Source organism: Methanobrevibacter sp., assembly GCF_017432245.1.
Lineage (GTDB): Archaea > Methanobacteriota > Methanobacteria > Methanobacteriales > Methanobacteriaceae > Methanobrevibacter.
Window position 1 is genome coordinate 1 of sequence record NZ_JAFRJO010000013.1, and the last position, 14724, is coordinate 14724.

14 protein-coding genes are annotated in these 14724 nt (G+C 30.4%); all 14 read right to left on the reverse strand.

The window, feature by feature from the left end; all coding sequences use genetic code 11:
- The coding region (locus IJI80_RS00995; RefSeq protein ID WP_292786665.1) for an FAD-dependent oxidoreductase at nt 1-740 on the reverse strand (740 nt) is incomplete at its 3' end.
- A gap of 135 nt (nt 741-875) precedes the next feature.
- On the reverse strand, nt 876-2609 hold the full coding sequence (locus tag IJI80_RS01000; RefSeq protein ID WP_292786668.1) for a PH domain-containing protein: 1734 nt from the start codon (nt 2607-2609) through the stop codon (nt 876-878).
- 209 nt (nt 2610-2818) lie between these two features.
- On the reverse strand, nt 2819-3115 hold the full coding sequence (locus IJI80_RS01005; RefSeq protein WP_292786671.1) for a putative quinol monooxygenase: 297 nt from the start codon (nt 3113-3115) through the stop codon (nt 2819-2821).
- A 271-nt stretch (nt 3116-3386) separates the two neighbouring features.
- Nucleotides 3387-4070: an NADPH-dependent F420 reductase gene (gene npdG, locus IJI80_RS01010; RefSeq protein ID WP_292786674.1), complete on the reverse strand. Its 684-nt coding sequence runs from the start codon at nt 4068-4070 to the stop codon at nt 3387-3389.
- A 139-nt stretch (nt 4071-4209) separates the two neighbouring features.
- The gene (locus tag IJI80_RS01015) at nt 4210-5286 is read right to left on the reverse strand and encodes an NAD(P)-dependent alcohol dehydrogenase (protein ID WP_292786676.1); all 1077 of its coding nucleotides are present in this window, start codon (nt 5284-5286) and stop codon (nt 4210-4212) included.
- Nucleotides 5287-5945: 659 nt separating this feature from the next.
- Nucleotides 5946-6809: a hypothetical protein gene (locus IJI80_RS01020; RefSeq protein WP_292776990.1), complete on the reverse strand. Its 864-nt coding sequence runs from the start codon at nt 6807-6809 to the stop codon at nt 5946-5948.
- Nucleotides 6757-7617, reverse strand: coding sequence for a transcriptional regulator FilR1 domain-containing protein (locus IJI80_RS01025; protein ID WP_292786679.1), 861 nt, complete (start codon nt 7615-7617; stop codon nt 6757-6759). Before IJI80_RS01025 ends, IJI80_RS01020 begins: the two co-directional genes overlap by 53 nt.
- Before the next feature lie 373 nt (nt 7618-7990).
- Entirely contained in the window at nt 7991-9265 is a 1275-nt protein-coding gene (locus IJI80_RS01030; protein WP_292786682.1) for a proteasome-activating nucleotidase, read from the reverse strand.
- 317 nt (nt 9266-9582) lie between these two features.
- Complete coding sequence (locus IJI80_RS01035) at nt 9583-10086, reverse strand: multiprotein bridging factor aMBF1 (protein WP_292786685.1); 504 nt, start codon at nt 10084-10086, stop codon at nt 9583-9585.
- 204 nt (nt 10087-10290) lie between these two features.
- Nucleotides 10291-10680, reverse strand: a complete 390-nt coding sequence (locus IJI80_RS01040) for a DUF356 domain-containing protein (RefSeq protein ID WP_292786688.1) — start codon at nt 10678-10680, stop codon at nt 10291-10293.
- A gap of 335 nt (nt 10681-11015) precedes the next feature.
- The gene (locus IJI80_RS01045; protein WP_292786762.1) at nt 11016-12242 is read right to left on the reverse strand and encodes a hypothetical protein; all 1227 of its coding nucleotides are present in this window, start codon (nt 12240-12242) and stop codon (nt 11016-11018) included.
- 59 nt (nt 12243-12301) lie between these two features.
- The gene (locus tag IJI80_RS01050) at nt 12302-12799 is read right to left on the reverse strand and encodes a hypothetical protein (RefSeq protein WP_292786691.1); all 498 of its coding nucleotides are present in this window, start codon (nt 12797-12799) and stop codon (nt 12302-12304) included.
- Between the two features lie 299 nt (nt 12800-13098).
- Entirely contained in the window at nt 13099-14238 is a 1140-nt protein-coding gene (locus IJI80_RS01055; RefSeq protein WP_292786694.1) for a TIGR04083 family peptide-modifying radical SAM enzyme, read from the reverse strand.
- Between the two features lie 71 nt (nt 14239-14309).
- A complete protein-coding gene (locus tag IJI80_RS01060) occupies nt 14310-14528 on the reverse strand; it encodes a TIGR04165 family Cys-rich peptide (RefSeq protein WP_292786697.1) in 219 nt (72 codons plus the stop codon).
- Between the last annotated feature and the right edge of the window lie 196 nt (nt 14529-14724).

Here is a 14724-nt window from a genome sequence, read left to right on the forward strand (position 1 = left end):
ATCTTGCCCTTATATTTTTCAATTATTTCATAATCATCATAATTAAAGTCATTTTCCAAGAAATCATCTAAAATTTCATTTTGCCTTTTATAATCATAATTTGAAAACAATCCAATTCTAAATATATTTTTACTCACTGGAATCTGCCATATGAATCCTGGGAATAAATCTCCATAAGCGTATAAATCTACAAATGACATATTATTGTTATCTTCTTCAATTTTTACTAAATATTGGCTTGCACAATAATAATCGAAATCATTGCCAATTGCAGAAGAAACAAGGGAAAGAGGCCCATCTGCACCTACAATAATCTTGGATTTGATGCTTTTTTCAGCTGATTCATTTTGAAATGAGACTTTTCCTTCAACATCATCAATAGCCACAACTTTAGAAGAAAGATATGAATCGGCACCGTTTTCAATAGCTCTATTGTATAGGAATTGGTCCAATGAAACCCTATCAATTATTAAGGCCTGATCTTCCTCTTTAGAAACGCTTAAGCTATGATTTTTACTGTGTAAAACAGCACCTTTAACCTTATTTAATATTAATTCATCAGGAAAGTGATTGATATTCAAAACTCTTTTATTGATTATGCCTGCACATTGCAATGGCAATCCTATTACTTTCTTCTTATCTATAAGGCAGACATTGATATCATCTTTAGCCAATTCATAAGCCAAAGTAGAACCAATAGGACCTGCTCCAATGATTGTAACATCATAATCAAAACTCATAGTTAACCCACATAATTGAAATAAAAGAGCTTAGAAAAACTAAAAATTAAACTTAATTAAAAATATTAAAATAAAAAATTGATAATTAATTTAAAAATTAAAATTAATTTAAAAATTATTTATCAATATAAAAAATTATCTCCTGAATTTTCTGGAATGCTTTTCAAAGAGATCATCGGAAGTCTTATTCTTTTTATCCTTTCCAGATTCTGCAGTATCCTCATCTCTATAGTGATTATAATCATCATAATGAGAACTGGAATTGCGTCCAGACCTTTTTCTGGATTCCCTAGGGCTCATGTATTTATAATCTATCTCATCATCACCAGAGTATGTTCTGGTACGATTTGCATCATAATGATTGGAACTGGAGCCATAATTATGATTTCTTGAATTAGATTTCCTATAACTCTCATTTTGCCCATAATCTCTTTGATTATAACTATCATGACGATTATCATAATGATTAGGATTATTATAATTGTCTCTTAAAGGTCTTGAATCCTGATATCTATGGGAATTAACATTTCTATCATAGTAGTCATCATAATATCTGTCATCATAGCCATCATAATTTCTATCATAGGCTCTATCATGCCCTCTAGGTCCATGATTATAATCATCTCTAAAGCGATTATCATTTGACGGCTGGAACTTAATGTTATCATCCATTTCATGCATAGCTTGATTTATAGTGGTATCAAACTCTGCATCAGAGATATCTTCATAAATATCTTCATCCTTATTGCTTGAAAATGGATTTAATCTTGAAAGCCCTCTGGATTTCTTTTCTACCTTTTGAGGCTCTTGGTTATAATCCTCGCCATACTGATTTCTGCCTTGAATGTAATCATCATAATCTCTTTGAGCATCTAGATTACTTTGATGGAATTCCTCATAATTATTTGCAAAGTATTTGTCAGGATTTCTTGAATAAGAGTCTTTGATAGCACCGGAATACTGATGATGATGTGAGTCAGGCCTTCTTCTGGAATCATATTGATTATTGTAATCATTTCTAGGAGCTCTGCTTTCTCTATAGTTCCTATCTCTTGAATAATCATCATAATCATAGCCGCCATAATCATTATAACTGTTATAATCATCATAATATGGATCATTGGAGCCATAAGGAGAATCATAATTGGAATTGTAATTTGAGTTATAATTTGGATTGTTTCTGGACCTTTTAGCTTGGCGTCTTATTTCTCTAAGTTGTCTTTTACGCTCTTTAGCATCAACCAGTTCCAAATCATCCAAGTCTTCCATACGTCTATAATGGCCAGGTTCATGATTTGGCCTTATTGGATTGAAATCATCATCATAAATATTGCGACGCATTAAATGGGTTCCTCTCATATTCTCGAAAATGATATCTTCAATCTTTTTAGGGCTGGAAACGTCCTTTAATTCCATATCCTTTCCATCATAAGCGCTGTATAAGGTAATAGTGCCTACAGAAAATATCTTTCCTAAAAGACTTTGGGAACGGCTAACATCCTGAATAGTGTTAAAAGGCATGTAGTTTTTCTTTTGCAAGAGTATGCCCTTTTCAACAATCACTCTGCTTTCAGTGATTGTATACTTGATTGAAGTCCAGATTAAAAGCTTTAAGATGATGTATAACAATACAATCATTATTAAGATAAAGACAGCTATTGCAAAATAACGTGTCATTGGAACTTTGGTTGACTCAATCAAATAGACATTCATGTTCCCAATGTATTGAATTCCAGCAGAATACAAGAAAAATAAAAATCCGAGCACAAACATTGATATTAAAATTCCTTTTGAATAGACAAAAATATTAGGCTGTGTCTCGTATAATACCTTTTCATGATATTCTTCTTTTTTATCTTTACCAAACATCACTTTATATTTATAATTTTTATTTTAAATATAGTTTATGTACATTATATATAATTTATACAATATAATGGAAAAATAGCTAAAAAAGTGAAATTGAGTTTAAAATCCATAAAATAAGTAAAAATGGAATTGAAAATCTAATAAAAAAAGTTAAAATTAAGTTAAAATAATAAAAAAAGAAAATAAGAAAAAAGAAAAAGTCAATTTATTTAAAGATCTACAGCATTTGCATCAAATACATCAATGATAAGGTCTTGTGCTACTAAATCTTTAATGTTGTCTCCAAATCTGATGAAGTGGTCGGTTTGCAAATGTGAACCTAATATTTCTACAGATTCCCATTGTTCGACGAATAACAATGTTCCATCAGCAGTGTTGGAGTATAAATTGTAATCTATGTTTCCTTCTTCCTTTTTAGTGTTTTCAATTAAATCTTGTGCAAATTCTACAATTTTTTCACAAGCGTCTTCATCTTTAGGAATTGCTTTAGCTAAAACTAATATCATATAATCACCTATTAATATAGTTTTAAATAAATATATACGGTTTAATAAATAAAAATATTTCGAATCATAGGTTATGGCAATCTAGAGAAAAAAACTAATTCGTTCGGAGAATGAAAGTCAAATATCATAAATTAAGATAAGAGGCAACATAATTTTTAAATATTTAACTGGGTTGAGAAAAAAATGAATTCGATGAAAAAATTACTTATCAAACCATATAATTTATTTAAAACCTATTTTCCCTTATACTAATCCAATAAATAGATTATAGTTAGTCTTCAAATTGAGGAATTCCAGTAATTCTTAATCCTCCGTAATGGGATCTGTATTTAATGTTCAATCCAATAAGAAGTGGAGTGATTTTTTCAATAATTCTGGATTTTTCTAAAATTCCTGTATCAATTGCTTTTACACCTGGAAGTTTATTAATGAGTTCAGCAGCAATTTCCTTTGCTTCCTTATCATTTCCTGCAATCAAGCAATCACAGTCTATGTCATTTGGAATATTAGATAAGTGAGAGTTACTTATATTACAGAATGCACAGATGACTTTTGCACCAGTTCCAGCAAGGATTTTGTCAGTTCTTTCTGCAGCAGACCCTTCCATCAAGTCAATGAAACGGAATGGTTTTCCACCGATAGCTGTTTCAAGAGGTACGGTTGCATCGAGAACGATTTTGTCTGTACAGAATTCCTTGATTCCTTCAAGAGTAGGTTTTTGTGCTGCAAGAGGTACTGTGAGAATTAAGATGTCTCCAGCTTTTGCTGCATCTTCATTTGCCATTCCTACAATGTTTAAGTCATAATCCTTAAGTTCTTCAATTGTTTCTTCAACAATTTGCAATGCCTTTTCTTCCTTACGGGAACCTACAATAACTTCCACACCTTCAATTGCAAATCTTTTTGCAATTCCTAAACCTTGCGGACCAGTTCCACCAATAACTGCAACTTTCATGTTATCCTCCTAAAAATATCATAAAAGATAATTAAATAGATAATTTTCATATCAACAATTTTTTTATAAAAAATTTTTAAAAAAAAAGTAATGGAATAAATCCATTACTTTTAAAATCCCTAATTCAAAATCAACGAACTTAGTCGATGTCTAACATTACTACAGGTTTGATTAAGTCTTTAGGTTTTTCTTTCATCAAGAGTAATGCATCTTCGATTTTTTCAAGGCCTTTGAATTTGTGGGTAACTAATAATTCAGGGTCTTGTCTACCGCATAATGCTAAGTCAGCAAGTCTTTCCATTCTTACTGCTCCACCAGGACATAATCCGTTTTTAATGTTGATGTTGGACATACCGCAACCCCATTCTACACGTGGAATCAATACGTTGTCAGCACCACTTAAGTAGTTTACGTTGGATACGGTTCCTCCTGCTTTTGCAGATTTAATAGCTTCTGCCCATGTGTTTTCTAAGTTACCACCAGCGATAACTACTGAATCTACACCAGCACCATCAGTAAGGTCTCTGACTTGTTCGTCGATAGCTCCGTTTTTATAGTTAATGATGTCAGTTGCACCGTATTTTTTAGCAACTTCGACAGAAATTGGACGTGTACCTGCAGCGAATAATCTACCTGCACCTAAACATTTTGCACCAGCAATAGCTGAAAGACCTACTGCACCAATACCGATAACAAGTACGGATCCACCTAATGGAATGTCAGCGTTTTCGGATCCCATCATACCAGTAGACCACATGTCGGTTAACATTACAGCACCTTCCTCGGATAATCCATCTGGGATGAAGGTTAAGTTTGCGTCAGCCATGTTTACGTGGAATCTTTCACCAAATACACCGTCTTTGAAGTTGGAGAATTTCCATCCACCGAGAGGTTCGGTTGTTTGTGAAGGGAATCCTCTTTGAGCAGCTTCGTCATCCCAGTCAGGGGTAATAGCAGGAACAATTACACGGTCACCAGGTTTGAATTTGGTAACGTGGCTACCTACTTCTACAACTTCACCGACTGCTTCGTGACCTAAGACCATGTCTCTTCTGTCACCGATTGCTCCTTCCCATACAGTGTGAATATCTGAAGTACATGGGGATACACAAGTTGGTTTAACAATTGCATCATATGGTCCACATTCAGGTACTTCTTTTTCTACCCAACCAATCTCATTGAGTCTTTTCATTGCAAATCCTTTAAAAGTTGCCATTTTTTCACCTCAAAAATATAAAAATATTTATAAAAAACCTATTTTTCATTTTTCTAATCATTATTTTCAAAAAGAAAAATTAAAAGTGTCTAAAATTTTCGAAAACCCAAAAATTTTAGAAAAAATCAAGATTTAAACAAGATTTAAACACTTATTTTCTAAAAAAAATTAATAAAATCAATTTAATTTAGAAATAGATAGATTTAGTACAAATACTTTTCAAATAAAGGTTTATTTAATTCTATATATAAAATTTACTATTTTTTCATAGATTAAATTCAAATTTATGGACATATGACGATTTAATAAGAAAAATAAGACCTTATGATAATTTTTCATACTTATGATGTGAATTTCAATATATATCGCAAAACTGTAAAAAAATGAAAAAAATTAGATTAATAAAAAAAATTTCAAAATAAATATAGAAAACAAAAATTTAGGATAAAAAATTTTGATAATGATGAAAAAATTATTATTTATCTAAAATTTAAAAATGAAGAGGATGTTAAAGAAACTCATGATAAAAAAACATGTTGATGATGAAAATTAAAATCAATGATAAAAACAATTTAAAAACTAGATATCCATAAAAAGAAAAGAATAGATATGATAAAAGAAAATAATTAAAAAGAGAAAAATAAAAAATAAATAAAAAATTATACTATTTCATTCTTGAAAAACCTATAGAACCTATAAGCATCATTTAAATTGGATTCACCATCTAAAAGAAGCATTTGAGAATTGTCAAACACTACATCGTCATAAAAAAGGAATAATGAACCAAAAACATCTGTGACCGTGAAGAAGATATTTGGCATGTCCTCGACAATATAAAGATTGATCTTTTTATCCCTCATCAAACTCCTAAACAATTTTTCATTATCCGATTTAATAATTAAATCATAGATATTTTTTGTAGTGATTATATCCAAATAGCCATCATGCTCAATTAATGCTTCAGCAATAGCATCCATAAAGAGTTTAGAGAAAACTGGCAAAATCATGCAGATATAAGTAGATTTCCTAATGTTTTCCAAATACATATTAATAGGCTTTGCGAATTCTGTAATTGTTGATTCAACTAATGTAGAACCATAGAAAATGGACAATTCCTTTAAAAATTTGTTAGGAATAGACCTTAAGGAATGATTTTCACTAAATTCTTCAAAATAATTAATATTATCAAAATAGAACATCAGATTTTCCAAATTTTTCACAAGCAAAAAGCCTATTGATGAGATGACATACAATTTATTTGGAAGTCTTTCGATTAATTTACAGGACATCAATTCATTCAGCCCTCTGGAAATATTTCCTGATTTTCTATTGAACTCTCCCTCCAATTCCTTTATTGATTTGGAGGATTCATACAAACTAAACAATAATCTCAATCGCAATTCAGAGCTGACAACAAATTTCAGTAAGTTAAAATCTGCCAAATCACATATTCCTTCAAAGAACTCTTCACTAATAATTATCCCCCCTTCCGTTAGGATAAATAATGTCTTCCAATGACACATAAGGCCCACATAATTGTTCATATTCTTCAAAAAGCTTTAATCCGAAAGTTATAGCTTCAGGATTAGTTGAAACCAATACTGAATTTTGATTGAATTGCCCTGATTTAGTATAGAAAGCCAAAACTAAACATTTGTCAGAAACTGTAAATGCAAATTGGATATTATGGTCATTAGGCTTTAATTTGACAAATCTATTCTTAATTCCAGGGCTCTTTGGAACATAATCTATAATGAAATTTTTTACAGCTTCAGAAACTTCATCAGGAAGTATCAATTCGACAGTGCAATCATTATCTATCCAATAGCTGATAATGTCATGATGCCTTGGATGGAAATATGGAAAAATTCCCTTTAAAAATTTAAAACCCATCAAAGAACGTTGAAATATCTCAGTAGCCTTAAATAAATCAGTGCTGGTGGATTCAATTAATCTAGACCCATCCAGAGCAGATAAATCTTTAATGATATCTATATTAATATCTAAAAGAGAGCGATTTAGAAAATCAGCATTTTCTCTTAAAAACTTAGCAGATTTGTTAAAATAGAGAATATTAATTAATTTTACCCTTGTCTTATTATACAAATAAAACTTATCGTCTATATTATAAATAAATTCTTTTTGCTCTAGCTTGTTTATATTATCAAGAATTGAACTATAGCTATAATTAGTTTTCGCTTCAATTTGTTTTATTGAAGCACCGGAATTATATAAGCAGCCTAATATCTTTAAACGAATCTCAGAGTTAATCAAAAACTTAATGTCCTCTTGAAACTTAAGGAAATTTTCTTCATTAGATAGATTTGTCAAACTTTTACCTCCTTCAATTGTTAATAATAGTTATATAATAAAATGTATTTAAACTTTTTAATTGTTCAACAATTTTAGAATAAAAATGATAAATAACTTGTTTAGCAAAAATTTACTGAAAAATATTCTGAAAAAATTTAAATTTGTTTAAATGATTTAAAAAAAGAAATAAGAATTAAATGGCCTCAGATCGCCCATCATTCATCACGTATCAGAGCTCATAGGGTTCATCACAGGCCATTATATGATTTTAACTAAGTTAAAGAATAAAAAATTAAAAATTAAAAAATAAATGATTTTTAAATAAAAAACTTTAAAAGATAATCGGATAAAATAAAAAAAAAATAATTAGATAAAAAAGCAATATCTGGAATTATCCAAACATCACTCCACCATTGTCATCTAATTGACCTTCTTTATTTTTACCTAAAATCTTGTTAATAGCATCCTCAAAGTCTGCCATAATGATATGGTCTCTTTCTTCACGGATAGCAAACATACCTGCTTCTGTACAGATAGCCTTTAAGTCTGCACCAGCGAATCCTTCTGTAAGAGCGACAATATCATTAAGATTAATATCAGAAGATAAATTCATTCTCTTGGTGTGAATCTTGAGAATCTCAAGTCTTCCTTCTTCATTTGGAGCTGGAACTTCAATGAATCTGTCGAATCTTCCAGGTCTGAGCAATGCTGGGTCTAAGATATCAGGTCTGTTGGTAGCGCCTATGATACCAATATCTCCACGGGATTCAAATCCATCCAATTCTGCAAGCAATTGCATAAGAGTTCTTTGAACTTCCCTATCTCCACTGGTTGAACTTTTAAGTCTTTGTGCAGCTACTGCATCAAGCTCATCAATGAAGATGATACTTGGTGCCTTTTCCTTAGCAAGCTCAAATACTTCTCTAACCATTCTTGCTCCTTCACCAATGTATTTTTTAACGAATTCGGAAGCAACAACCTTAATGAATGTTGCATTTGTTTCATTAGCTACTGCCTTTGCAAGCAAGGTCTTACCAGTTCCTGGAGGACCGTACAATAGAATACCTTTAGGTGGGTCAATACCGACCTTTTCAAACAATTCAGGATGTTTTAAAGGTAATTCTACAGTTTCCTTAACTTCAATGATTTGATCATCCAAACCACCGATAACATCATAGGTTACATCAGGTTTGGTGTCAATTTCCATACCGGAAACATTTGCATCCTTCTCAGATGGCAATACTTCAACAACACCAAAGGTTTGTTGATTTAAAGCTACTCTTGAACCTGGTTTCAATAATTTTTCATCCAAGAATTTTGAATAGTTGATGAGGAAACTTGGTCCAGTACTGCTTTTTACAGTCAATCTTGAATCATCAATGACTTCAGTAATTGTAGCCAATATAAGTGGAGGTGATCTGAATCTTTCAACTTCACCTCTTAATGATTTTAACTCTCTTTCTAAACGAATCTTTTCATTTTCAGTTAGAATCTTATCCTTTTCAAGCTTTCTAACCTTCCACATGAGATTACGTTTGGTTTTTGTATTCTCTGCCTTAAGCAAATCTAGTTCTTTTTGAAGTTCTTCAACGGTTTTAGGCTCATCCACTTCTTCTATTTTAGTAGGACTAGCGATATTTTGAACTTCATTTGGAGAATCTTCCATAATACACTCCTCCTTTAAATTAGTTATCATCTATATAAATTTTAAATTTAGTTTTCAAATGTACTAATTAATTTTATATCATATTTTTACAACAATTTTACATTTTAAGTATAGATAGAAATTATAATAATTGTTATATATTATAATTCTATTTTAATCTAAATATTCGTAGATTATAAAATAATTTATACATAGTAATATATAAAGTTTTTCTTAATTTTAGTAAGAAAAATAATTTCATAAAAAATAATCGAAAAATAGATTAAAAAATAGAATATAAATCCTGAAAAAATGAAATTGAAAATATTGTAAAAGGATTATTTCCTTTTGATCTTTACAATACTTCCTAATGTATTTGGACCTGATGCAGAACTTTTAAATGATTCCAAATCCATTTCATCATATTTTTCAATTATAGTGATGCCCAAAGTCTTTTCGAATTTTTTAGCTAACTTTATATCCGGTTCCATCTTTCCAGATTCGATTCTGTTGATTACTGAAACCTTTTCATACATCTTAGCCCCTAATTCTTCTCTTGTCCAACCCTTAGATTCCCTTGCCTTTCTGATTAATAGATTGTAATCTTCTACAAGCTCATCCATAGGTTCTTCTCTGCGTCTTCTTTGAACATTCTGCTTGTTTGCTTGAGGTCTTTGAGGGTTTCCCTTTTTGTTTCTTGAAACAAATTTTCTCTCAAGAGGAGTGTCCTTTTGAACTCTTCCGAATTTAGAACATTCCTTGCAAACTTCTAAAACTGAACCATCTATTTTTGTTCTAATAGGTCTGCCTTCTATAGGTTTACCACATATTTCACAATTCATGTTTAAATATATGATTTTTGAATTATATAATACTTTTTAATTAATTCTAATAAGTTATTTACCAAGTTAACTGAAAAATAGATGAGAAAAAGAGAAATGGAGATTGAAAATAAGAAAAAAATAGTTAGAAAAATAGTTAGAAAAATAAATAAAAATGAGAAATGATAAAAAGTTAACAATGAAAAAATAAAGGGATTACGCCAATTATTCATTATTAGCCTTATAATCCTTCATTTGAGTTGATTGTTTTTTGCCGGAGTAATATCCTTTGAATACTTTTGCATCGTTGAATGATTTATTTAATTCCTTATAATCCTCATAATCATTGCTGATTACGACAATATGAGCAGGAGGATGAATTTTTTTGATTTGAACAATTGCAGTTGCAGTGTCTTCTTTTATACGAAATGCAGTAGCTACATTTGATTTGGTTCTTAATGGAGCCTTTAAAATGTTTTCAACAATTTTATCTGCATATTTTGCGTCAATCCTTTTAGGTTTTGTAGTTAAATTTAAATTTGCATGCCTTTCAACATCTGCAATTGCATTAAGAATTTTTGAATTGTTTTCTCCTCTAATCAATACCAAAGCCATATTATCCCTATAATCATTAATAAAAAAATAAAATAAATGATTTACATTATTTAAAAATCTACATATTACTTTATATTTTTTTATTTAAATATATTACTATTAAAAACTAATTAAATTTAAAAATAAACAATAATATTAAAAATATTGAATAAAAACTAACGAATATTTAAAAAAATTGAATAATAAATAATTTTAATCCAATAAATAAAAAAATAAATAAAAAACAATAGAAAAAATGAACAAAAAATTATGGAGAAATATAAAAATAGAAAAGAAAAATAGAAAAATAGAAAAATAAATAAAAAATAAGAAAATGAAAATTGGTAAAAACCAATTTAAGAAACACGATCTCTAAATGATTTCAATAATCTTGTTCTAAATACAACCAAGACTATTAAAACAAAACCAATTGCTGTTTGAATAGAACCTAAAATAGTAAGCACTATGGAATTAATAGGTAAATTCCATGCAGGAGAAGTTCTGCCATTAGGTAATGCATTGTAGTATACCCCTACAGCACGAACATCAGGTTTTACATTCAAGTCACTCGGTTCTACATAATCCACTCCAACAATAAGACCATTATTGATACCCTTATTAATGGAACCGGCTATTGTCGATGCATTATAACCATACTTCTTAACTGATGCCTTTACCACTTCTCGGGTAATATCAGACAACCCTGCCTTTTCGCTTCCATAGACAGAAACAGAAACAGCATCTTTGGAAATTGTAATTTCATTAATCAATACATCTGTAGCAGAACGAACTTCAAGTTCATGATTACAGATTGGACATACATTATAGTTTTCTGCATCAGGGAATCCAGTAGCCCAACCACAGTCCAAACATACTTTAGAATAATTTTCATCCATTGGATAACCAGTGGTATTTACTTGTTTTGGTACAAACATGTCTCCAGTGCTGATTAATGAAACAAGGTTTACTGCACCACCACCGTATTTCTCACCAGAATCTCTAGCTACTTCTTCCATAGCTTTACCGACAATGTAGGTAGCAGGATATCCATCTCTAATCATTTTACCGATATTTACTGCAGTTTCTCTACGTACACGATCCGCAGTACCATACATAGGGTTACCTGCACTGTTTCTCAAGTGAATGATAGCTCCTTTTGAACCTTGAGGTAATTGTACAACTCCCCCTTCATGGTGAGTAACTCTGATAGTTCCACTATCATCTACAACAACAAGATATGCATTATAGTCCCCACCAATAGCTGCACCCATTGAAGGTCCACCAATAACAAGACGAATACCATTAAAACCACTTGCTAAAGCAGCGGCAGCAGCTGGACTTGAACCATGTTGCATAGCTCCGAGTGCATCAATAATCGCATAGTTCCTTTCTGTACCATTACCTTCCCCCCCGGAAAGCATAGCATATCCATCATTTTTAGACATGATGAATGAAGATTGGAACATGTTATTTGCAAAGGACATACTTCCTGCAGCAGCACCATTTGGATCTTCACCTGAAGGGTCTGTAATAACAATTACGTTACAGGTAGCTGAAGCAGTAGCAATTACTGTAAAGAGCATTAAAAATAAAAATATTAAACCAATGATTCGTTTATTCCATTTATTCAAATTTTAACCTCCTATCCAGCAATACTATAATTATAAACGCTTTTTGAACTCTCTTGATATGAATTATCAGAAGAAGTAGTTTTATTACCTGTAATATTAATAGTTGAGAAATCTTCAATAACAGTAACAGTAACAATACCTGTATCCCTGTTTACACTAACATCCGCTCCTGCAATAGGGGCGATTTTGGTACCTGGGATTGTTGATCTTCGAACGAATTTTTCTGCATTGGCCTCGGCCTCTGTCACAGGCAGCTCCCGTATGGATGTCTTAAGGATATCACCATCAATATAACTGCCTTCTCTTAAACCAGAGTTCTGAACATTATAACGAATACTGTCAATAGGAACTATATCATTTCCTTTAACAATAATACCTGCAATAGGTACACCTTCAGCGACTTCAGCAGAGGATGCATATGCTACATAGATAATTAATCTGTCACAAACAATTAAGATAAAAGCTAATAATAAAATTATTAAAGTGTCTCTCCTAATTTTTAAAAACATAACATGCCTCTATAAATATAAATTAATTATTTAAATCTTTAAATAAATTCAAAAATTTTTAAATGAATTCATAAATTAAATAAATATTTGAGAATAAACAAGCGATTCCCAAATTAATGAAGATTATATTAACTCTACAATTCGATAGAATTGTAAATAAAATATAATATAAATATTTATTTAATTTACATATTATTAATAGTTAACTATAAAAAGAGTTTTTAAAATATTAAAAGATTAAAATAAGTAAATAAAGAAAATAAAAATAGAAAAAAGATAGAAAAATTAAAAAAACTTGGCTACATTTTTGTCATTAAGTCCATAATTGAAAAAGGCTCACCTTCTTTTCTCACTCTAGGAGCTCCACCAAAAGCAGCCATAGCATTCTTTTTAAAGTCTTCATTAGCTTTTTTTGAAACTTCACCAAAAATCATTTTATAAGCTTCACATTGAGGGTCTACAGCCCTAGGAGATTGGGTGGCAACAATTCCATTATAAGGACATCCTCCTCTACAGAACTTAATGAATTTGCAATCTGCACAGTCTTCATCAACAAAATTCTTGAATTCCATTAATTTGCTCCATGCTTCAGACTTCTCTAAATCTTCCATAGATGGCTCATCGTAAACATTTCCCATTATATATTCTTCCATTCCAACAAAACGATAGCAAGGGTAAATGGAACCATCATGACCAACTGCAAGTGTAGTTCCCATACAATCATTGAATGTGCAGAGAGTGCCTACCCTTCTAAGGCTACTTTTTGCAATGTGGTCCAAATCCATTATAACAAACTTATCCAAATCGTATAGGTACTTATCTAACCAATCAATCAACAATTTTCCATGCTCATCTTGAGGAAGTGCCCATGGATCTGCATTATCACCACGTAAAGAAGGTAAAGCTGCATGAATCTTTAAGTTTAAACCATTTTCCTTAAAGAAATCATATATTTCATCCGAAAAATCCTTTGAATAAGAAGTAAAAGTACAAACAAAATTGATTTGTATGTCATTTTCAGTAGCTAACTTAACGGATTTCATGGTTTTATCAAAGTATCCTTCACCTCTTTGATAATCATTTATTTCCTTAGGGCCATCAATGCTTGTACTGATAGCAATATTGTATTTTGAGAATAATTTTGCCATATCCTCATCTAAAAGCCATAAATTGCTTTGCAGGGAAAAACCTTCAGTTTCATGAGTGGTTGCATCATTAAGCAATGGAAGTGCTTTTTCATAGAATTCATAACCTGCAAGCAAAGGTTCACCACCATGGAAAGTGAAATGTACAGGTTCATCTCTAAAATTAGCTAACCATTTAACAATCTGATTGATTACATCAATATCCATTAATTCTGAATTTTCTTCAGAACCCCAACAGTATGCACAATTGGATGGGCATCCTAAGGTAGGTATAATCATTACATGAAAAGTCATTTAATCCCTCAAAAATTTAATTAAAAAACAAACAAAGCAATCATTGTAAATTACTTTTAGAAGAATAATAATTATAATTTTTTATTTAATTCAGTGATAAGATCTTTTTTAATTGTTTCTTCATCAGTTTTTTCATTATCCCTGCCAGTTTCAAAAACATATCCGCAATTGTCACATTTAAATTCCTTTAATTCAGCATGTGCGTGATGATTATCAATGAATCTCCTGTGAGCAGTCTTATCAGTAGAACCACATTTAGGACATTTTGCAATTAAATCTTCAAATTTCATTTTATCTCTCCTTTATTTTTAAAAAATAATTTAATTTTATTATTATAATATTGTTTGTCATTATTAATATAATTTAATTAATCTCCAATATTTTAGTTAAATGTGCTAAATACTTAGATAATCAATAAATATTAATTTAGTTAATTAATCCAAAAGATTATATAATCATTTAGAAATAAATATTATAAAGATATCG

Coding starts and splice junctions, on each gene's coding strand:
- IJI80_RS01005 (WP_292786671.1), bottom strand. CDS start 3,115: ATGATATTAGTTTTAGCTAAAGCAATTCCTAAAGATGAAGACGCTTGT.
- IJI80_RS01055 (WP_292786694.1), bottom strand. CDS start 14,238: ATGACTTTTCATGTAATGATTATACCTACCTTAGGATGCCCATCCAAT.
- npdG (WP_292786674.1), bottom strand. CDS start 4,070: ATGAAAGTTGCAGTTATTGGTGGAACTGGTCCGCAAGGTTTAGGAATT.
- IJI80_RS01050 (WP_292786691.1), bottom strand. CDS start 12,799: ATGTTTTTAAAAATTAGGAGAGACACTTTAATAATTTTATTATTAGCT.
- IJI80_RS01030 (WP_292786682.1), bottom strand. CDS start 9,265: ATGGAAGATTCTCCAAATGAAGTTCAAAATATCGCTAGTCCTACTAAA.
- IJI80_RS01020 (WP_292776990.1), bottom strand. CDS start 6,809: ATGTGTCATTGGAAGACATTATTTATCCTAACGGAAGGGGGGATAATT.
- IJI80_RS01000 (WP_292786668.1), bottom strand. CDS start 2,609: ATGTTTGGTAAAGATAAAAAAGAAGAATATCATGAAAAGGTATTATAC.
- IJI80_RS01040 (WP_292786688.1), bottom strand. CDS start 10,680: ATGGCTTTGGTATTGATTAGAGGAGAAAACAATTCAAAAATTCTTAAT.
- IJI80_RS01060 (WP_292786697.1), bottom strand. CDS start 14,528: ATGAAATTTGAAGATTTAATTGCAAAATGTCCTAAATGTGGTTCTACT.
- IJI80_RS01045 (WP_292786762.1), bottom strand. CDS start 12,242: ATGCTCTTTACAGTAATTGCTACTGCTTCAGCTACCTGTAACGTAATT.
- IJI80_RS01035 (WP_292786685.1), bottom strand. CDS start 10,086: ATGAATTGTGAAATATGTGGTAAACCTATAGAAGGCAGACCTATTAGA.
- IJI80_RS01015 (WP_292786676.1), bottom strand. CDS start 5,286: ATGGCAACTTTTAAAGGATTTGCAATGAAAAGACTCAATGAGATTGGT.